The following is a 19,478-nucleotide window of genomic DNA, read 5'->3' as shown; positions in this document are numbered from 1 at the left end:
CGTGTGTGGATGCCCCCTATTTGGCAAGCGTTATCTTCGATTTTCGGCGGGGTCTTCGATCGGACGTGTGTCAGGCCTCACGATGTGGCCTTCTATGACGCCACGGGTGGGTCATGCTGTTCGGAAGGCTGGGTTCACATCGGTTCAGAGAGCGTGCCGAGCGCTCGAGCCCCGGGTCTGAATTTCCCTGCCTTGAACTTCGAAGTCCGTATCGCGTACTCCTCGTCGATCGCTCACCCTGGCCTTGCGGCCATGTCGTGCCTTTCTCCTTCTCAGGATCAGGTCACGCCATTCTATAGTTCTGCTGCTTTGTCGAAAGCGCCCAGATCATCCGGGCCGTTCGCGGTGCGCTTGAACCAGTGGCGCTGCACCGCTCACTATTCGCCAAGGCAACGGCTGCCACCATCTTCGGCTTGCGCGCGACCAGTGCGGCCAGCCAGCGGTTTGCACTACCGCCTTTGCGAACCACCCAGCGGATCACGCTCATGGCACCGATGATCAGCAATCGACGGATGTCGGTCTGCCCCATCTTGCTGACCGATCCCAGTCTGGCCTTTCCGCCCGTCGACCTTTGTCGAGGCAGTGCGGACCGGAACGCGATCCGTCCGAGAGACGGACCGCACGCCCAGCCAGGCGGCGAAGTTGCGGCCGCTGTCAAACGTATCAAGATCAGGGGCGAATGCCGCAACAGCGCCTGCGGTGACAGGGCCGATACCGGGGATAGTGCATAGCCTACGCAATTGCTCATCTGTCTTCGATGAGCTTTCCAATTCATCGGAAAGCCGGTCAATAACGTCGGTGAGACGCGCAATCTGCTCGACATAGATCGATCCCATGTGGCGGACTGGCTCGGGCAAATCTGTGCGTTCGTCAGCAAGCGCGTTCTCAAGCAGCTTGAGACTTGCGGGCCCTTTGGGTGCCACCAACCCGAACTCAGCCAAATGGCCGCGCAGGGCATTGATAAGCTGCGTGCGCTGTCGAACCATGCATTGATGCGTTCGGAATGCGACAGCACGGCCTTGGGTTTCTGCGCTCTTTACTGCCACAAACCGCATTGTCGGGCGCAACGCAGCTTCAGCGATGGCCTCTGCATCCGCACGATCATTCTTCTGTCGCTTTACAAACGGCTTCACGTAAGCAGCCGGTACAAGCCGAACCTCATGACCGTTACTTTGCGCCAAACGGCCCCAGTGATGCGAGGTGGCACAAGCCTCCATTGCCACAATGCAGGCAGGGTGGTCAGCCAGCAGCGTTGCCAAACGCGTTCTTGACATAGCGCGGTTGAAAACAACCATCCCGTCTTGCCCAACAGCGCAGACCTGAAAGCTGCCTCTTGCCAAGTCGATCGCTAAAATACTGATCTTTGATGTCATCGATGTGCCCTCCACTAAGCGAATATAGAACCGTCATGGTATACGATGCCGGCGGGTGGGGGCATCCACCGCATCAGTTCAGTACGCCCGTCCGTCATGCGATCTCGCGAATGGGCAATTTCTCCCGCAGCGCCCATTTCCGAATAATCCTCAAAAATCCCATGTCTATCACTCCAAAAGCCCCCGACTGCTTTGCGCAGGGGCAAGGTTGCACATGGGTCAATTCTCAATGACAATTTCTGCTGTTGCCGGGGCAGTTCTCAGTGACAATCAACATTGCATACCCTTTATAGACCGAGATGCGCGGTGGGTTTGGTGTCGCAGACCTTGCCTGGATCGGCTAGAGTGTCAGCAGCATGAGGAGATCGCCATGGAGATCCGACCCGCCGGTTCGACCCCGTCACAGCCCGCGCCAAGTGAATATTTCACAGGCACCGTCTGGCAGGACCCGATCTGCGACCCCAGCGAGACCAGAGCCCTGATCTCCCTTATGGTCACCTTCACGCCCGGGTCGCGGACACATTGGCACACACATCCGCTGGGTCAGACACTGCTGGTCGTCTCGGGCTGCGGTCTGATCCAGTGCAGAGGCGGCCTTGCGCAAACGATCCGCGCTGGTGATCGGGTCTGGATACCGCCCGGCGAGGAACATTGGCACGGCGCCGGCCCGGACACGTTGATGCGCCACATCGCGATGCAAGAAGTTGAGGATGGCGTGGGCGCTCACTGGCTGGAGCCTGTGAGCGAAGCGGATTACGGCCCGAGAGACTTCTGATCGCCGAGCGGGGCCCGTTACGGATAACAGCCCTGTGCAGAGGTTGGATGTCGCCACCGCGTTGCCGTACCTGAATCGTAGCCTTCACTCTCCTCTCGGGAAGTGTTTCGGTTCGACGGTCCCGGCCCTGAGCGACCGGTCGAGATTTAAGGCGAGACACGCGGAAGCGGTGGTTCAGGCACAGCGCTGCAATCTGTACTGTTGACCCCAAGCAAGCGCGATAGGTCAGCTGCTGTCGCCCTCTACATTCTGGCCTCGAAAGTTGCAGAGCGGGCTTTGGCCAGATCAACACTTGACTATTCCCTCCTGCAGCAAGGGAATTAGGGCGACCTTTCGAACGCGCATGATGAAAACGACCTATTGGGCCGCGACACCGTCGGACAGGTACTGACGCCATCCTCCTGCCGATGTGATCTCTGTCGCACCGAGAGTTCCTGCGGCTTCGCAAAGGAACCCTGTCGCACGCGACCCATCCTCCAGCTCGATACTTCCCAGACCAAGGGGGGCGGGGATCTGGCAGATCAGATGCCCCAGTGCCGTCTTTGGAAGCGACCATAGTTCCAGCGCAATGCTGGCCCCGCCGGTTTGCCTGCGCACAAGGCCCGGACGCACAGGGGGGCCACCCGCAAGCGCGTGGAAACTGTAGCAAGGCGCGGTTGATGTCGCTTTCAAGAACCGTCCCCCCAACTCGGTCAACTGGTGGTTCAGGGGCAAGCCCGACATGTGCGCTCCGCAGACCGCGATTGCGATCTGGTCTTCGGGCACGCCTTCAGCGGCAATGGTCAGGCCATCAAGTGCCAAGGCCACCGCAGCGAGTGCGGCATCCTGCCCTGCAGGGCCGATCAGCGTCAGACTGCCGGGCCGCCCATCATCGCGTGCGGGTGTGGGAATTGCGAGCGCGCACAGGTCCAGCAGGTTCACGAAATTGGTGTAGGTGCCGAGGTTGGAATTGGGCGTCACCGGGTCGGCCATAAGGTCGCCGCAGCTGTAGAAGGTGGGGATGGTCGGCACGGCCAGCATATCCACCGCAGAGATCAGGGGTTCGCAGGCGCGTCGCAACTCTGCCAGACGGTAGATACCGCGAAAGGCGTCCGTCGCGCTCAGCCCCTCTGCCTTGCAGATGATCGCGCGGGTGACAGGGTGGATGGCATCGGGTTGCGCCGACAACAGGTCTTGGATCACCGAATGCCGCTCTGCCACCCATGCCCCATCATAGAGCATGTTGGCGACGTCATAGAACGGGGTGAAATCCATCTCGACAATGTGTGCGCCGCGGTCGCGCAAGCTGTCCAGATCGCGCGCAAATGCTGCCGCCTGAAGCGCATCGCCGAAGAATTCGCGCGACGTGGCATCTGGCACACCCACACGGATTGCGGGCGGCGCAGGGCGCAGGGTAGGGGCAGGTATCTTGCGGCTATATGGATCGGTCGCATCATAGCCCGCCATGGCCTGCAAAATCGCATAGGCATCGGTGACATTGCGCGCGAATATCGAGATTGTGTCGAGCGTTCGGCAAGCTGGCACAACACCGCTGGCAGAAATCATGCCCAAGGTGGGTTTCAGCCCGACAATCCCGTTCAGCGCAGCGGGCACGCGGCCCGACCCTGCCGTGTCGGTGCCAAGCGCGAAGGGCACGAAGCCGTGGCCCACCGCGACCGCGGACCCAGAGGAAGACCCCCCCGGCACGATGTTGGGGTCCAGCGCGTTGCGCGGCACAGGCCAAGGGGTTCGCGTGCCCACAAGCCCCGTGGCGAACTGGTCCAGATTGGCCTTGCCGATGGGAATGGCCCCAGCAGCCCGCAGGCGCGCCACAGCGAATGCGTCGCGGTCTGGCGTATAGGTCCAGGCCGGGCATGCGGCGGTGGTGGGCATGCCGGCCACGTCGATATTGTCCTTGACCACGAACGGCACGCCCCAAAGCGGGCGCGCCGGATCATAGGCCCCAAGTGCAGCGATCTCGCCCTCCAATGCCGAAGGATCAGCCAGATGCAGGAAGATACCGGGATCAGCTACCGCCGCAATCCGCGCGAACACATCGTGCAGCACATCGGAAACCGACATGCCTTCCGCATAGGCGGATTGCAGGTCTGTCAGGGTAATGGGGGTCGGCAACAGGCTCATCTTGGTGTCCTTCATTCTGCGGCTTTGGCAGGCGCATGCGCGGCGATTGGCGCGGGCGGTGTGGGGGCGGATTGCAGCAAATCGCGCGTGTAAGGGTGGCTTGGGGCGTCCATAACCGTGGCTGTTGGCCCTTGTTCGACGATCTGGCCATCTTGCATGACGATCACATGGTCACACAGCAAGCGCACCACATTCAGGTCATGGCTGACGAACAGATAGGTCATGCCCAGCCGCGCGCGCAGATCCGCCAGCAGGTTCAGGACCACCGCCTGAATGGACACGTCCAGCGCTGCTGTTGGTTCATCCAGGATCAGGAATTTCGGATCAAGCGCGATGGCCCGCGCAATTCCGACACGCGCCTTTTGACCGCCCGATAGCTGGTGCGGGTAGCGGGTCAGCAAATGGTCGGGCAGGCCGGTCAGATGCGCCAGTTCCTCCACGCGTGCGTGTAGCGCGGCCCCACGCAGACCGCCCAGACGGCGCAGAGGTTCTGCGATGCTGTCAAAGGCGTTGTGGCGCGGGTTCAGGCTGTCGGTCGCGTCCTGAAACACCATCTGCACTTGGCCGCGACGCGGGTCGCGCAGGAAGCGTTCTGCCGGAATACCGCCGATTTCGTGACCGTCAAAGACAATCGCGCCAGAGGTCGGGTCCAGCAACCGGACCAACATGGCCGAAGTCGTGGATTTGCCGCAGCCCGACTCGCCCACCAAGCCCACCGATTGCCCTTCGCGGATGGTGAAGCTGATCCCCTTCACGGCATGGACCGGCCCCGATTTGCCCGGATATGTTTTTACCAGATCGACAACTTCCAGCAGCGCGCGGCTGCCCACTTCGTGCGGCAGGTCGGGCGTGCGTGCCTCTGGCGGCAGCAGGTCACGGATTGCGACACCCGGGCGCGGCGTGGCATCGACCAGTTTGCGGGTATAGGGGTGTTGCGGGTTGGCGAACAAATTGACCGAGGGACCGGCCTCGACAATCTGGCCGTCTTTCATCACGGCCAGCCGGTCGCAATATTCCGCCGCCAGCCCCAGATCATGCGTGATCACGATGGAGGACATGCCACGCTCGCGGATCAGATCGCGCATCAGGTCCATGACCGCCTTTTGCGTGGTGATGTCCAGCCCTGTGGTCGGTTCATCCGCGATCATCAGCCTCGGGTCGCACGCAAGGGCAATGGCAATCACGATCCTCTGGCACATGCCGCCCGACAGCTCGAACGGATAGGCATGGTAGCGATCTGTGGCATTGCGGATTTTCACAGCTTCCAGCGCTGCGATTGCCTTGGCGTGGGCATTTGCGCGGGTGGCGCGACCGTGCTGGCGCAATACATCCTCGATCTGGTGGCCCACTTTGCGGATCGGGTTCAACGCCGCACGCGGGTTCTGGAAGATCATCGAGATTTCGCGCCCGCGCACCTGTCGCATGGCGGACTCAGAGGCCGCGCGCAGGTCGCGCCCGTTCCATGTGACATCGCCTGCGCTGATCCGTCCACCTGCATCAAGGATGCGCATCAGCGCATAGCTGGTGACCGATTTGCCAGACCCGCTTTCGCCCACAATGCCAAGGGTTTCGCCGGGGGCGAGGTCGAACGAGATGCCGCGCACAGCGTCCACCTGTCCCTTGCGGGTCTTGAACGCGACGGAGAGGTCTTTGACAGATAACATCGCATCAAGTCCTTCTGCGCGGGTCGACAAGGTCGCGCAGACCGTCGCCCATCAGGTTGAAGGTAAAGACCGCCAGCATCAGCCATAGCCCCGGAAACAGCGCGACCCACCAATGGCCGGAGATGATGTAATTCGCGCCTTCGGCCACCATGATCCCCCATTCCGGCGTCGGTGGGCGTACACCAAGCCCGACAAAGGACAGCCCTGCCGCATTCAGGATCGCCCAGCCCATATTAAGCGAGACTTGCACCATCATCGGCGGTAGCGCGTTGGGGAAAATGTGAAAGGCCAGCGTGCGCAGATGCCCGTTGCCCGACAGGCGCGCGGCCAAGGCAAAACCGGCCTCTCGGCGAATGTTCACTTCGGCGCGCACAACGCGCGCGTAGAAAGGAATGTTGATGATCGCAGTGGCGTAGATGATGTTTTCCACAGTGTTGCCAAGTGCTGCGACAATCCCCATGGCCAGCACGAAGAGCGGAAAGGCCATGATCGTGTCCAGAATGCGGTTCAGGACCGCATCTAGCCAGCCGCCCCAATATCCCGCAACCGCGCCAAGAACCGACCCGATCACAAAGGAAATCGCCACCGCCAGCACCGAGATGGTCAGGTCCAGCCGCGTCGCCACGATCACGCGGCTGAACACATCGCGGCCCAGTTGGTCTGTGCCGAACCAGTGATCAGCCGAGGGCGCTTCGAGTGCGCGCACCGAATTGGTGGCCAGCGGGTCATATGGCACCAACCAATGCCCGAAAAACGCTTGCAACACGAATAAGGCAAACAGGCCGAAAGATAGCGCCGTGACGGGGTTTTCCTTCATCACATGGCCCAGATGGGCCAGCATGCCGTTGCCGGATTGGGTGGGGGAAATGTCGCTCATTTTGCAGAAAACCCGATGCGCGGATCGATCAGCGTGTAGCTGAGATCGATGATGAGGTTGATCAGCACGAAGAGAAGCGCCATCGCCAGCACGAAGCCCTGAACAGCGGCATAGTCGGATTGCACCAGCGCCTCGACCGCGTAAGACCCGATGCCGGGCCATGCAAAGACCTTTTCCACCAGCACATTCGCGCCCAGCACAAAGGAAAATACCATGCCCAGCGTGGTCACGACCGGCAAAAGCGCGTTGCGAAACGCGTAGCCGAACAGAACCCGCATCGGGGCAAGTCCAGCGGCGCGGGCCGTACGGATGTAGTCGGATGAGAGTGCTGTCAGCATGGCCGCCCGTGTCATCCGCGCAATCGGGGCCAGTGTGAATAGTGACAAGGTGATCGCAGGCAGGGCCAGTTGTTTCGCCGCGCCAGCGAAGGTGGGCAGATCACCATCCAACAGCGAGTCGACAAGGAAAAACCCGGTCACGCGCGGCGGGTCGAAATATATGAAATCCAGCCGACCCAACGGCGAGGGGGCCCATCCCAACAGGTAATAGAACACATAGATCAGCAAGATGCCGGTGAAGAATGTGGGCAGGGACACTCCCGCAGTCACCAGCACGCGGCACAGGTGATCCACCCATGACCCCTGCCGCACCGCGGCCAGCACCCCCAGCGGAATTGCAATCAGGCAGGACAGGATGAGCGCGGTCAACGTCAGTTCCAAAGATGCAGGCAAACGTGTGGCGAGGTCTGTCAGGACAGGCCGCCCGGTGGCAATTGACTGGCCCAGATCGCCTTGCAGCAGCGCTTTGCAATAGATCAGGAATTGCTGCGGCAGGGATTTGTCCAGACCCAAGGCCACGCGCACCTGTTCAATGCTTTCCGGCGTGGCCATCTGGCCTGCGAATTGTACTGCCGGGTCGCCCGGCAGCGCGCGTGTCAGCACAAAACTGATGATGACGACCCCGATGACCACCGGAATGGTCTGAACCAGCCGCCACAGGATCGGAAGCCACCGGGTTGCCATTGGCTTATGCCCCTGCGCCGGTCAGGGGGCGCACGTCCAGCTGACGGTGGAACCAGAACTCGTATCCGTCGGCCCCGTTCATCGCAACGTTCAGCGCCGGTTGATACAGCGGAATGCGCGGCAGGTCTTCGATCACGATCTCGAACATCTGCTTGATAAGCGGCGCATATTCCGGATCGTCGATGGCCATGTGCAGCGTGCGCTCGGTCAGCTCATGCACCACCGGATTGTCATAGGCAGACGAATTGAACAACCGGTCCTTCTGATAAGCCCAGAAGAAGTAATAACACGGCGTGTTCAGCCAGCCGCCGAAGTTTTCCAGATGCATGTCCAGCGTCTTGTCCACCAGCGCGACAGTGCGCCAGTTGGCCCCCGGAATTCGGTCCACCGTCACCTTGATGCCGATCTGAGCCATCGCCTCTTGTATCAGCAGCGCCGCAGGTTCCATCCAGCTGACCAGGTCAAGGCTGATCGACAGCGTCACCTCAAACCCGTCAGGAAAACCGGATTTCGCCATATGCTCGCGCGCCATGTCCAGATTGGTGGTGTAGGGGAAGGCGCGCGGCCATGCGATGTCGGTGATTTCCGTGTCGCCACCCCAGAGCTTTGCGCCGCGCCCGTAAGCTGCGGCCTCGAAAATCGCATCGTAAGGCGTGGCATAGGCCACGGCCTTGCGCACATCCGCGTCTTGAAACGGGGCAAATTTAGTATTCAGACACAGAGCATGAATGCAGTTTTCGATCGGTGTGGAATGGACTGTCAGCTTATCGGCCAGTTCAGAGGCATCGCGGTCGGGAATGTCGAAGCTGATCTGCACATCGCCCCGTTCCACCAATGCACGCCGTGTCGCGGCGGAGGGGACTTCGCGCACAATTACGCGCTGGACGGCAGGCAACTCACCACCGATCCAGGCGTCATTGCGTTCATACACCAGTTGCTGGCCCTGATCCCAGCGGGTAACCTTGAAGGCCCCTGAACCCGCAGGGGTGGTGTGCAGGTATTCCATGGCCCAAGGGTCGGCCTCGGTCGCATTCGCCTTGGCAACCGACGAGTTGATGATGAAGGGCACCGGCACGGCAAGGTTCGGCAGTGCCAGTTTTGACGGATAGTCCAGCTTAACATTGATTGTTTCTTCATCGACCACTTCGAACTGATCGGGGCGGAAAAAGCCCCCTGCCGCCATTTGCGTGGTCGGAAAGCCGCCCGCGGATACAGCGCGGTCCAGCGACCATTTCACATCTTCTGCCGTGACCTTGCTGCCATCCCAGAAGGTGGCGTTCGGCTTCAGCTTGAAAGTGATGGTCAGGCCATCTTCGGACGTGGTCCAGCTTTCAGCCAGTTCTGGCACAATGGTGTCATAGTCATAGGACATTTCGCCCGAGGGCAGTTGCTTTGCACCAAAGCCCACAAGGCGGTCATAGCAGTTGATCGCCACCTGATAGCTGGCACGGTTGGTGCCCACGCGGTGCAGATCAAGGCTGTTGATGGTCTGGCCAAAAACCGTGACCAGCGTATCGCGGGTCTGGGCCGTTGCAGGCAAGACCCGCAGGAAAGGTAGCATTCCAGCCCCGGCGGCAGAGGCAAGAAACGCGCGGCGATTGAAAGAGGACATGGCAGGCTCCTGATGATTCTGGTCGCAGAAATATGCGGTATGACCAAGTTACCCCGTTGCGTGTTGTTCCGGAAATGCTATGTTTTCACAGGAGTGATGTATTTAATGAACAACTAAAGAGTGCCCAATTATGCGCCATATGGAGACCTTTCGCCTGATCGAAGCTGTGGCGCGCGCGGGCTCTATCCGCAAAGCCGCTGAAGATGCGGGGCTGACGGCTTCTGCGCTCAACCGCCGCATCTCGCGGTTCGAAGATGAATTCGGTGCCCAGATTTTCGAGAGGTTGGCGCGTGGTGTGCGGCTGAACCCGGCGGGCGAGTTGATCTTGCAGCACTACCGCAGCCAGCGCTCGGACATGGCGCGGGTGCAAAGTCAGGTGGCCGATCTCTCCGGGGTGCGGCGTGGCCATGTCAGTATTGCCTGCTCACAAGCGCTTTTGCCCTACTTTCTGCCCGAGCAGATTTCGCGCTATCGCAGCGATCATCCGGGGGTGACGTTCACCGCCATTGTGCGCGATCGCTCGCGGGCCGAGGCCGAACTGGCCGCGTTCAAATGCGATCTGGCGCTTGTCTTCGAGCCGGTCCTGATGGTCGATTTCGAAGTTATTGCCCACTGCCCTCAACCCGTATGCGCCGTAATGGCAGAGGACCACCCCCTGGCGCAAAAATCTGACTTGCGACTACGGGACTGCCTGAACCATCCCCATATCGCGCCTTCGGTGGAATACGGGGTCAGATCACTGCTGGACGGTGCGGCAAAAAGCATAGGTCGGCAGGTGACGCCAGTAGTGGAAACAGAATCTTTTGAATTGATCCGCCACTATGTGCAGACCGAGCGGACAATCGGGTTCCAGATACCCATCGGCCTGAATGCGCAGCGCCAGTCAGGCCTTGTAATCCGCGCGATCTCGGAACGTGATGTGGCGCCGGGTGTCCTGCTTCTGGGGCAACAACGAGGGCGCTCACTGCCCGTGGCCAGTTTCCGCTTCGCCATGCAGCTTGGGAAAGCGCTGGAAAGTTGCGCGGAATTGGCGACATCTTAATCTTGGGTCAAACCAAGCAATGTGGCGGTGAAACGGGTTGAAGAACCGAGGCTTCACGCGCCCGAGATAAACGGCCGCGTGCGCGAAGCCGCTGCCATGCTGGAGATCGGCCCGTTTCTGGATCGCAAGCCGCGCCAGTTGGCGGGTGGCCAGCGCCGGCGGGTCGCAATGGGGCGGGCGCTGGTGCGTGAACCGGCAGCGTTTCTGTTTGATGAACCTTTGTCGAACCTTGACTCAAAGCTGCATGTGCAGATGCGGGTGGAAATCCGCCAGTTGCAAAAACGCCTTCGGACCACATTGCTATATGTGACCCAAGACCAGTTGGAGGCCCTGACAATGGCCGACCGTCTGGTGGTTTTGAACAATGGCCAGATTGAACAGATCGGCACTCCGATGGAAGTTTACTCCCGCCCAGCCACTACTTTTGTGGCAGGCTTCATCGGCTTTCCCGCCATGAACATGCTGCCTGCCGAATACATGCGGGGGCTGGTCTCGGCCGAGTCTCTGGCGCATTTGCCAATTGGGGCCGATCTGATCGGCATCCGCCCCGAGGATCTGTCGCTGGAGCGCGCCTGCGAGAACGAGAGGTCACTCAGCGGGCGACTGGTGGTGTTGGAACCCGCGGGCGCGCAAAGCCACCTGCACCTAAGTTTCGCGGGTATCAAGGAAACCATGGTCGCCCGCCTGCCGCATATGCCTGATGTCCAGGAAGGATCAAACCTGACCTTCAGCATCGAACGTGACAGGTTGCATCCGTTCGACGCAGCCACAGGCAAGCGTGTGGTGTGACGACAAAGCCAGCGTCCGGCCCTTTCTATCGCCCGTGGGTGCCGGTGCCTATGGTCATCGCGGTGCAAGCCGTATCGGGCGGGGAAACACGCATGACAATTTTCGCTGCCTGCGTGAGATCGGCGCGCCGGGGCGGAAGATTGATGTGCAAGATGCCGCTGGGTATGTGCCAGTTGTTGCGCATGCCCCGCGTGTTCCCACTCGGTTTGCGCGCGGTCCTGAGAGCGACTGCAAGCCCGAACCGCTGCGGCAGATCGGGCCGGGGTATCCTTGTCATGGCTGGCGCAATTTCACAGAACCGCCACTTTACGCCAAGACGCGTGCTAAATTTCATGAATTCTTTACAGAACCGTTACGCCAAAGTTACCGAATCCTGAGATCAGACCGGAGTTCCCGCGATGGGGATCATTGCTTCCATCCTGATCTGGAGATCATTCATGAAAACCAAGGCTATCGCCGCGCTTTTGGTCACTGCGACCGCGCTAAGCACCTTTCCCCTGACCGCCAGCGCTGACTGGCGCTCAGACCTGCCTGTCTTCCGCATTGGCCTGCTGGGCGGCGAGAATGAAGCCGACCGCCTGCGCAATAACGACTGTCTGCGCGTGGCGCTGGAAGAGCGTCTGGGCGTCCCGGTCGAAATGTTCCCCGCCCCCGATTATGCAGGCGTGATGCAGGGGCTTCTGGCCGGCCAACTGGATTATGCAGCACTGGGCGCTTCGGCCTATGCAGGTATCTATCTGCAAGACGCCAATGCTGTAGAGCCGATTTTTGTTTCGGCAGAAGCGGACGGGTCCACAGGTTACATCGCGCCGATGTATGTGCGCGCGGATAGCGATATTCATTCGCTGGAAGACATGGAAGGCCATTCGCTGGCCTATGCGGACCCTAATTCAACCTCCGGCTATATCGTGCCGCGTTTCGAGTTGCGCCGCGCCGGGATCGTGGAAGAAGACTTCTTCAGCCGCACAGGTTTCGGCGGTGGTCATGAACAGGCTGTGATCGCTGTTTTGCAAGGCCAGTATGATGCTGGCGTGACATGGGCTTCCGGTCAGGGCGATCCGGCAGAGGGGTATACCCGTGGCAACCTGCGTCGCATGATTGACAATGGACTGCTGGATATGTCCGATCTGCGGATCATCTGGGAAAGCCCGATCATTCCGAATGGCCCTGTGGTGATCCGTCAGGCGCTGCCGCAAGAGGTTAAAGACATCGTCAGCGATTATCTGGCCAACCAGCTCGAAACCGACGCGCAGTGCTATTACGACATCTCTTTCGGTGAGGGTCAGGGTTGGGTGAGTGTTGACCATGACTTCTTCGAGGGCATCGTCGAGATGCGCCGCGAGGAATTGGCCGGTTCGCGCTAAGCAAGACAAGGGTGGCCCGTTCGGGCTGCCCTTTTTCATTGCCCACGCGGGAGGAGAGTTGCGGGGGCGTGTTCTTCATCCACCACAAGGACGAAAACCATGACCAAGACTTTCACTGGCATAGCCGCGACACTTGCGTGTCTTGTGTCCACTGTGACCCCCGCCGCTGCCGACTGGCGCGCGGATTTCGGCACTTACAATATTGGCATTCTGTCCGGCGAAAACGAAGCCGACCGTTTGCGCCGCTATTCCTGCCTGCAAGAGTTGATGACCGACACATTGGGCGTTCCGGTCGAGCTGTATCCCGCCGCCGATTACGCAGGCGTGATGCAGGGGCTGCTGGCCGGTCAGTTGCACCATGCCGGACTGGGCGCATCGGGCTATGCTGGCATATATCTGCAAGACCCCGAAGCCGTGGACGTGGTGATGACCTCGGCCAATGTGGACGGCTCGCTTGGGTATTACTCTGTCATTGTCACGCGCGCCGATAGCGGCATTGAAACGCTGGAGGATATGGCAGGCCGCAGCCTTGCCTATGCCGATGCAAATTCGGCATCCGGCTATCTGTTCCCGCGCGCAGAACTGCGCCTTGCGGGGATCGAGGATGCGTATTTCGGGCGCGTCGGGTTTTCGGGCGGTCATGAGCAAGGCGTGATCGCCGTGTTGCAGGGCCAGTATGACGCCGCCGCCACGTGGTCGTCACTGCTGGGCGAACATGCCGAAGGCTACAGCCGCGGCAATATTCGCCGCATGGTCGATAACGGTCTGCTGGACATGAATGATATCAAGATCATCTGGACATCCGACCTGATTCCGAATGGCCCGACCGTGCTGCGCAAGGATTTGCCACAAGAGGCGCGCGCGCTGGTAATGGACCTGTTCCTGAATATGAAAGAACGCCAGCCAGATTGCTACAACGCCACAATCGGCGGCGAGGGTGGTGGCTTTGTGGAAATCGGCCATGACTTCTACGAAACCGCCGTGCGCCTGCGCGAAGACGAAATCGCAAGCTCTCGCTAGCTCGGCTGCCTTCACAACAGGTCCTTGCCCGCGCAAGGGCCTGCCGCTCATTTGCGCGCCGCGCATTGACAGGAGAAACTCCATGCTCGAATTCAAGGGACTTACTAAGCAGTTCAACAGCACTGTTGCGGTCAAACCCGCCACTTTTACAATTCCCGATGGGCAGATGGTTGGCATCATCGGACGCTCTGGTGCGGGCAAGTCCACGCTGCTGCGCATGATCAACCGCTTGAACGAGCCCTCGGGCGGGCAGATGCTGTTCCAGAAGCGCGACATTACCGCGCTGAAGGGCCGCGACCTGCGCCAGTGGCGCAATGAATGCGCGATGGTGTTCCAGCAGTTCAACCTTGTGGGCCGCTTGAATGTGATCACCAATGTCATGTCGGGCCGCCTGTTCCATCATGGCTTCGCCACGTCCATGCTGGGCGTGTTTTCGGCCAAGGAACGCGCCTTTGCCATTCGCGCGCTGGACCGGCTGGGCATGGCGCATGTGGCACTGCAACAGACCGACACCTTGTCAGGCGGGCAGATGCAGCGTGTGGCCATTGCCCGCGCGCTGGTGCAGGAACCCCGCGTCATGCTTGCGGATGAGCCAATCGCCAGCCTTGACCCGCTGAACGCCAAAGTGGTGATGGATGCCTTGCGCGCCATCAACCAGGAAGATGGGCTGACGGTGATCTGCAACCTGCATACGCTGGACACAGCGCGCCAGTATTGCGACCGCATCATCGGCATGCAGGACGGCGTCATTGTGTTTGATGGCACGCCGAAGGAACTGACAGACAAAGCCGCGCGCGATATTTACGGCGCCGAGGCCGAGGAGGCGTTTTCCGAGGCCATGACCTCGACCGCGCTGAAGCCTTCGGCACCCGCGCAGCCCGAAGTCCGCGTGGTGAACTGAGATGGCCAGTGTCACGACAAACGGGCAGGACCAGGACCCGGTTTCCCTGTTCGAGACCCATCGCCGCCAGATGATCCGCGACCGGATGGTGGTGAATGTCACCTTGGGCGTGGTGTTTCTGGGCTTCCTTCTATGGTCGCTGTGGATATCGCGCTTCACGCCGGACAGGCTGGCCGCGGGCCTGCCGCGCATTTTTGAATATTTCGGCTCGGTCATGCCATCGCTGCAATGGGATGTCCTATTTGACAGCCGAAATGAGGCCGGACGCTTCCCGCCCGGCTCTATCGGGTATTGGTACAATGATTTCTGGAAATACCTGCGGCTGATCTGGGAAACCATCCTGATGGCGCTGACCGCCACGATTCTTGCAACCGGGCTTGCTGTTGCGCTGTCTTTCATCGCGGCGCGCAACTGTACGCCCTTTCCTTGGGCAGGGGCGCTGGCGCGGCGGTTTCTGGAATTTTGCCGCGGTGTGCCGGAAATCCTGTTTGCGCTGATTTTGGTCTTTGCCGTGGGGATCGGCCCCCTTGCAGGTGTGCTGGCCATTACGATCCACGCCACGGGTGCGCTGGGCAAATTGTTTTCCGAGGTCAATGAAAACGCCTCGATGCGCCCTGTGGACGGGATCAAGGCAGTTGGCGGGTCGTGGTTCGAGCAGATGCGCTATGGCATCCTGCCGCAAGTGCTGCCGAATTTCACCTCTTACGCGCTGTGGCGGTTCGAGATCAATGTGCGCGCCTCTGCCGTGGTCGGGTTTGTGGGCGCAGGCGGGATCGGGGCGGAACTAAGCCACACGATCAGTTTCTTTTCTGATGACCGTGTGACTGCGGTGTTGTTGCTGGTGGTTCTGACGGTCACAGCCATCGACCTTTTGTCCGAACGTGTCCGCCACCGCCTGATCGGCAAGGAGTCCCTGAGATGAGCACACTTACCTTCCATGCGGTATCTGACGCCGATATTGCGGCTGCCCGCAAACGCCACCCCAAGGCGTTTGGCGACCCGTTGGTGACAACACTGAAAGCCGCAAGCTGGGCCTTCATCACCATCTATCTGATCTGGTCACTCGGCTTTTTCGAGATTGGCAAACTGCTCAATGCCTCGGACCGTGCCTGGGCGCTGATGACCCGTATGGTGGTGTGGCAAGATATGGCCACTTGGCAATATGCCAATATCTACAAGGGTATCGCGCAGACCATCGCAATGGCCTTTGTGGGCACATTGCTGGGCACGATCTTCGCGCTGGGGCTGGCCTTTCTGGCCGCGCGCAACACCATGCCGGTGGGCGTGTTCCGGCACGCGGTTCGGCGGTTGCTGGATGTGTTCCGCGGGATTGACCAAATTGTCTGGGGGCTGGTCTTTGTGCGCGCTGTGGGTCTTGGGCCTTTGGCGGGGGTGCTGGCGATCTGGGTGTCTGATATGGGCAATCTGGCCAAGCTGTATTCCGAGGCCATCGAGAATATCGATCGCAAACAGGTCGAAGGGGTGCGCGCCACGGGCGCCGATACGGGCCGGATCATCCGCTATGGCTATCTGCCGCAAATCCTGCCGGTGTTTATCTCGCTGTCGCTTTATTCGTTCGAATCCTCCACCCGCTCGGCCACGATTCTGGGGCTGGTTGGGGCAGGGGGCATCGGGATGATCATTATCGAGCGCTTCCGCGCGGGGTTGTTTGATCAGGTGGCCTTTGTGGTGCTGAATGTGCTGGTGGTGATTGCGATCATCGATTGGGGGTCTGGTTTGATCCGCAAGCGGTTTATCGGCGAGCGCGGACATTAAACCCGGCTGATGCGCCTGCTGCTTCCGTCGGAGCCTCCGGCGGGAGTATTTGCAGCAAGAAAATGAGGGGGCCATGCATCTACTGATCACAGGAGTGTCGCGCGGTATCGGGCTGGCACTGGCCGTTCAGGCTATGGCGCGGGGGTGGGATGTGACCGGAACAGTAAGGCGCGCGGGCGCGGCCCCCGCTGGTGTGCGCGAGATTGTTGCCGATATGCACGAGGTAGAGAGTTTACACAGTCTGGGGGCAAAAGTTGCGCCCGTGGATGTGCTGATCAACAATGCAGGTGTGATCGGCCCTGCGCGTCAGTCTGCGCTGGATATGGATTTCGCGGGCTTTGCCGAAACGCTGAGGGTGAACACATTGGCCCCTCTTGCGATGGCGCAAGCGGTTGTGCCCGCGATGCACGCGGGTGGACGAATTCTTACACTGTCCAGCCAGATGGCATGGATGGGCTATGCGAAATCGGACCGCATTGCCTACCGCGCGTCCAAGGCGGCAGTGAACAAGCTGATGCAGGGGCTTGCGACCGATCTGCGCCCGCGCGGCATTGCCGTGCTGCTGATCGACCCTGGCTGGGTGCGCACGGATATGGGCGGGCCAGCGGCAGAGCACGACCCGCAGCCGGTGGCCGCCGGAATACTGGAGATTGCCGCGCGCGAGGGGCTGGCCGATACTGGCCGTTTCCTGCGCTGGACCGGAGAGGAGCGAGACTTCTGATGCCCCGAGAGCTGACCCCCGAAGGGGCGCTGATTCACCCCGATTGCACACTGACCGACTGCGAGACAGGCGCCTATACTGAAGTAGGGCGCGGCTCGATTCTGAATAACGTTGTGCTGGGCGATTACAGCTATTGCGCGCGGGGCTGCGATATTGCCAATGCCACCATTGGCAAATTCGTCAATATCGCAGCCAATGTGCGGATCGGTCCGACCGATCACCCGATGGACCGCGCCAGCCTGCATCATTTTCTGTATCGCTCGGACCTGTATTGGCATGATGCGGCACCGCATGATGCCTTCTTCGCGGCCCGCGCGGCGCGGCGGGTTACGATCGGGCATGACGTCTGGATTGGTCATGGCGCGATTATTCGCCCTGAAGTGACCATCGGGCATGGCGCGATTGTGGGCGCAGGCGCGGTGGTTACGCGCGATGTCGCCCCCTATACGATTGTGGTGGGGGTGCCGGCAGAAAAACTGCGCCGCCGCTTCCCCAAGCAGACAGCGCGGCGGCTGATGGATCTGGCCTGGTGGGATTGGGACCATGACCGGCTGCATATGGCGCTACACGATTTCCGCCATCTGGAGATTGAGGAGTTTCTGGCCAAATACGAGGATGTCTTGTTGCACTAAGTGAGTGCAGCCGGATCACGCCGCCACGAAGCGCTCGGACAGTTTGCCAAGGAACCGTTCAAGGTTGGGGTCGGTGTCATCCAGCGGCACATCGTCGAAATGAAACCAGCGCATACGGCGATATTCGCGCCGGTCATAATCGGGCACAAGCCCCGCCTGGCCCTGAAGCGTATACCACAGTGAGACATCTTCATGCGGATTGGCCCCGATTGTTTTTGCGATGGTCAAAAATACAGGCCCCGGATGCACAAAGCGCGCCGACATGCGCAATTCCTCGGCACATTCGCGGATCACGGTGTCGCGCGGGTCTTCACCCGTCTCGACATGCCCGCCCGGCGGCAGCCACAGGCCCGAGCTGATATGATCACCCAGAAGCACATATTCCTGATCTATCACAGGAAAATAGCTGACCAGATGCATGGGCGGGGTCGCAGGCGGCGCTATGCGGCACAGAACCGCCCCCGAGCGCACCCAGTCGCGCGCGCGGGTCAGATGGTCGAATTCCAGCAGATCGACAGGGCGGATCTGGCCCAATTCTGCATCGATCATATCGGCATAGGTCATGTCAGGCTCACTGTGCGGCCAGCGCAAAGGGGCTATGGGCCTGCAACAGGCGCTGCGCGGCCCGCCCGCTGGCAAATGCGATCTGGCCGCGCACGACTGTCGCCTCAACACGGCGGGTATTGGGGTTCAGGACGACAAGATCGGCGCGCCGGCCTTCGGTCAGGCTGCCGCGATCCGATAGCCCCATGATCTGCGCTGGGCGGGTCGAGATCATTTCCCACGCATGGGCAAAGGACAGCGCGCGCGCATCGGCAATCACCCAAGCGGCCTGCGCCAGCGCGGGGATATAGTAATCCGAGATCAGCGCATCGCACAGACCCTCTTCGACCAGCTCCATCGCTGCGATATTGCCCGATTGCGACCCGCCGCGCACAATGTTTGGCGCCCCCATCAGCACGGGTTCGCCTGCGGTGCGGGCGGCATGGGCCGCCGCTACCGAAGTGGGGAATTCGCAGATATGCGCCCCTATGCCGCGAAAGAAGGCGCGGGTTTCGGGATCTGGGTCGTCATGCGAGCCCATCATCACGCCCGCGCTGCGCAGATCGGCCGCAAGTGCAGTCAGAAAAGCGGGTATCTGTGCATCGGCGGCATGGGCCGCGCGCACAATGGCCAGCAGGTCATCGGGTACATGCCCGTTCATTGCGGCCCATGACGCGAAGCGCGCGGGCTTGGTATTGGCCATCTCCAGCGCTTCGGGCAGGTGGTTGTTGAACACGATATAATCAAGGTGATAATCGCGCACGACTGCCATGAGGGCGGCTTGGTCGCCCGGCATATGCGTTTCAAACCTCAACTGGATGCGGATGTCGGTCATCAGGCGATGGGCGATCTGGCGGCGTGCTTCGAGCAGTGCCACCGCTTCGTCCGGGGCGCGCGATCCGCCTTCCCAAGACCAGCTTTGGGCAAACCATGCTGTTGTTACGCCTTGGCTGGCCAGTTCCACATCGGCCGATTGCAGCGCTGCACGCTTGTCGAACGGTGCGCTGGGGCGCGGGCGGATGTGGCGCTCGAACCCGTCGCCATGCAGATCGACAATTCCGGGTAACAGCCAATATTCCGACAGGTCGATTTCAGCCGCACTCGCGCTTGTGGGCGCAAAATGCCCATCGGAAATGAAAAGATCACAATCCTCCAGGCAGCCGTTCAATAGGCATAATGCTCCGTTAAGGCGCAGAGTCTGAGTCGGCATGATATCGTTCCTTCGCGTTTGGGGCGCGAGTATCGC

At 60.5% G+C, this 19,478-nt stretch carries 17 protein-coding genes and 1 pseudogene; 10 read left to right on the top strand and 8 right to left on the bottom strand.

Translation table 11 applies throughout. The features are described 5' to 3' along the window. Nucleotides 1-283: 283 nt before the first annotated feature. A pseudogene (locus tag BG455_RS16685) lies at nt 284-1,373 on the bottom strand (IS110 family RNA-guided transposase). Nucleotides 1,374-1,743: 370 nt separating this feature from the next. On the opposite strand from BG455_RS16685, the gene BG455_RS16680 reads away from it, so the two are divergent. Beyond that, entirely contained in the window at nt 1,744-2,148 is a 405-nt protein-coding gene (locus BG455_RS16680; protein WP_071471153.1) for a (R)-mandelonitrile lyase, read from the top strand. A 357-nt stretch (nt 2,149-2,505) separates the two neighbouring features. Here the strand turns inward: BG455_RS16680 and atzF are convergent, their stop codons facing one another. Genes atzF through BG455_RS16655 form a run of 5 tightly spaced genes read right to left on the bottom strand, consistent with a single transcriptional unit; the run spans nt 2,506 to nt 9,444 of the window. Next, entirely contained in the window at nt 2,506-4,269 is a 1,764-nt protein-coding gene (gene atzF, locus BG455_RS16675; protein WP_143079950.1) for an allophanate hydrolase, read from the bottom strand. Between the two features lie 11 nt (nt 4,270-4,280). Further along, a complete protein-coding gene (locus BG455_RS16670; protein WP_071471152.1) occupies nt 4,281-5,933 on the bottom strand; it encodes a dipeptide ABC transporter ATP-binding protein in 1,653 nt (550 codons plus the stop codon). 4 nt (nt 5,934-5,937) lie between these two features. Further along, entirely contained in the window at nt 5,938-6,810 is an 873-nt protein-coding gene (locus tag BG455_RS16665) for an ABC transporter permease (RefSeq protein WP_071471151.1), read from the bottom strand. After that, on the bottom strand, nt 6,807-7,832 hold the full coding sequence (locus tag BG455_RS16660; protein ID WP_071471150.1) for an ABC transporter permease: 1,026 nt from the start codon (nt 7,830-7,832) through the stop codon (nt 6,807-6,809). The genes BG455_RS16665 and BG455_RS16660 overlap by 4 nt, the downstream gene beginning before the upstream one ends. Nucleotides 7,833-7,836: 4 nt before the next feature. Next, the gene (locus BG455_RS16655; RefSeq protein WP_071471149.1) at nt 7,837-9,444 is read right to left on the bottom strand and encodes an ABC transporter substrate-binding protein; all 1,608 of its coding nucleotides are present in this window, start codon (nt 9,442-9,444) and stop codon (nt 7,837-7,839) included. A gap of 130 nt (nt 9,445-9,574) precedes the next feature. Between BG455_RS16655 and BG455_RS16650 the strand changes: the two genes are divergently transcribed. From BG455_RS16650 to BG455_RS16610, 9 genes are all read left to right on the top strand, one after another. Then, a complete protein-coding gene (locus BG455_RS16650) occupies nt 9,575-10,486 on the top strand; it encodes a LysR family transcriptional regulator (RefSeq protein WP_071471148.1) in 912 nt (303 codons plus the stop codon). Nucleotides 10,487-10,507: 21 nt separating this feature from the next. After that, nucleotides 10,508-11,275, top strand: coding sequence for a TOBE domain-containing protein (locus tag BG455_RS16645; RefSeq protein ID WP_071471147.1), 768 nt, complete (start codon nt 10,508-10,510; stop codon nt 11,273-11,275). Nucleotides 11,276-11,712: 437 nt separating this feature from the next. After that, nucleotides 11,713-12,639 (top strand): phosphonate ABC transporter substrate-binding protein, encoded by a 927-nt coding sequence (phnD, locus tag BG455_RS16640; RefSeq protein WP_071471158.1) that lies wholly within the window; start codon nt 11,713-11,715, stop codon nt 12,637-12,639. A gap of 99 nt (nt 12,640-12,738) precedes the next feature. After that, a complete protein-coding gene (phnD, locus tag BG455_RS16635; RefSeq protein ID WP_071471146.1) occupies nt 12,739-13,659 on the top strand; it encodes a phosphate/phosphite/phosphonate ABC transporter substrate-binding protein in 921 nt (306 codons plus the stop codon). An 82-nt stretch (nt 13,660-13,741) separates the two neighbouring features. After that, nucleotides 13,742-14,560 (top strand): phosphonate ABC transporter ATP-binding protein, encoded by an 819-nt coding sequence (phnC, locus tag BG455_RS16630; RefSeq protein WP_071471145.1) that lies wholly within the window; start codon nt 13,742-13,744, stop codon nt 14,558-14,560. A 1-nt stretch (nt 14,561) separates the two neighbouring features. After that, a complete protein-coding gene (phnE, locus tag BG455_RS16625; protein WP_071471144.1) occupies nt 14,562-15,482 on the top strand; it encodes a phosphonate ABC transporter, permease protein PhnE in 921 nt (306 codons plus the stop codon). Then, entirely contained in the window at nt 15,479-16,336 is an 858-nt protein-coding gene (phnE, locus tag BG455_RS16620; protein ID WP_071471143.1) for a phosphonate ABC transporter, permease protein PhnE, read from the top strand. The genes phnE (BG455_RS16625) and phnE (BG455_RS16620) overlap by 4 nt, the downstream gene beginning before the upstream one ends. A gap of 73 nt (nt 16,337-16,409) precedes the next feature. Next, nucleotides 16,410-17,057, top strand: coding sequence for an SDR family NAD(P)-dependent oxidoreductase (locus tag BG455_RS16615; protein WP_071471142.1), 648 nt, complete (start codon nt 16,410-16,412; stop codon nt 17,055-17,057). After that, on the top strand, nt 17,057-17,689 hold the full coding sequence (locus BG455_RS16610) for an LbetaH domain-containing protein (RefSeq protein ID WP_071471141.1): 633 nt from the start codon (nt 17,057-17,059) through the stop codon (nt 17,687-17,689). The genes BG455_RS16615 and BG455_RS16610 overlap by 1 nt, the downstream gene beginning before the upstream one ends. A gap of 15 nt (nt 17,690-17,704) precedes the next feature. Here the strand turns inward: BG455_RS16610 and BG455_RS16605 are convergent, their stop codons facing one another. Further along, a complete protein-coding gene (locus BG455_RS16605; protein WP_071471157.1) occupies nt 17,705-18,253 on the bottom strand; it encodes an NUDIX domain-containing protein in 549 nt (182 codons plus the stop codon). Between the two features lie 7 nt (nt 18,254-18,260). Next, entirely contained in the window at nt 18,261-19,442 is a 1,182-nt protein-coding gene (locus BG455_RS16600) for an alpha-D-ribose 1-methylphosphonate 5-triphosphate diphosphatase (protein ID WP_071471140.1), read from the bottom strand. Nucleotides 19,443-19,478 lie beyond the last annotated feature (36 nt).

Origin of the sequence: Roseinatronobacter thiooxidans (assembly GCF_001870675.1) — a bacterium.
GTDB lineage: Bacteria > Pseudomonadota > Alphaproteobacteria > Rhodobacterales > Rhodobacteraceae > Roseinatronobacter > Roseinatronobacter thiooxidans.
This window is presented reverse-complemented; position numbering and strand designations above follow the sequence as displayed.

Coding starts and splice junctions, on each gene's coding strand:
- BG455_RS16655 (WP_071471149.1), bottom strand. CDS start 9,444: ATGTCCTCTTTCAATCGCCGCGCGTTTCTTGCCTCTGCCGCCGGGGCT.
- atzF (WP_143079950.1), bottom strand. CDS start 4,269: ATGAGCCTGTTGCCGACCCCCATTACCCTGACAGACCTGCAATCCGCC.
- BG455_RS16615 (WP_071471142.1), top strand. CDS start 16,410: ATGCATCTACTGATCACAGGAGTGTCGCGCGGTATCGGGCTGGCACTG.
- BG455_RS16665 (WP_071471151.1), bottom strand. CDS start 6,810: ATGAGCGACATTTCCCCCACCCAATCCGGCAACGGCATGCTGGCCCAT.
- phnD (WP_071471146.1), top strand. CDS start 12,739: ATGACCAAGACTTTCACTGGCATAGCCGCGACACTTGCGTGTCTTGTG.
- BG455_RS16600 (WP_071471140.1), bottom strand. CDS start 19,442: ATGCCGACTCAGACTCTGCGCCTTAACGGAGCATTATGCCTATTGAAC.
- BG455_RS16610 (WP_071471141.1), top strand. CDS start 17,057: ATGCCCCGAGAGCTGACCCCCGAAGGGGCGCTGATTCACCCCGATTGC.
- phnC (WP_071471145.1), top strand. CDS start 13,742: ATGCTCGAATTCAAGGGACTTACTAAGCAGTTCAACAGCACTGTTGCG.
- BG455_RS16650 (WP_071471148.1), top strand. CDS start 9,575: ATGCGCCATATGGAGACCTTTCGCCTGATCGAAGCTGTGGCGCGCGCG.
- BG455_RS16660 (WP_071471150.1), bottom strand. CDS start 7,832: ATGGCAACCCGGTGGCTTCCGATCCTGTGGCGGCTGGTTCAGACCATT.
- BG455_RS16680 (WP_071471153.1), top strand. CDS start 1,744: ATGGAGATCCGACCCGCCGGTTCGACCCCGTCACAGCCCGCGCCAAGT.
- BG455_RS16670 (WP_071471152.1), bottom strand. CDS start 5,933: ATGTTATCTGTCAAAGACCTCTCCGTCGCGTTCAAGACCCGCAAGGGA.
- BG455_RS16605 (WP_071471157.1), bottom strand. CDS start 18,253: ATGACCTATGCCGATATGATCGATGCAGAATTGGGCCAGATCCGCCCT.
- phnD (WP_071471158.1), top strand. CDS start 11,713: ATGAAAACCAAGGCTATCGCCGCGCTTTTGGTCACTGCGACCGCGCTA.
- phnE (WP_071471144.1), top strand. CDS start 14,562: ATGGCCAGTGTCACGACAAACGGGCAGGACCAGGACCCGGTTTCCCTG.
- phnE (WP_071471143.1), top strand. CDS start 15,479: ATGAGCACACTTACCTTCCATGCGGTATCTGACGCCGATATTGCGGCT.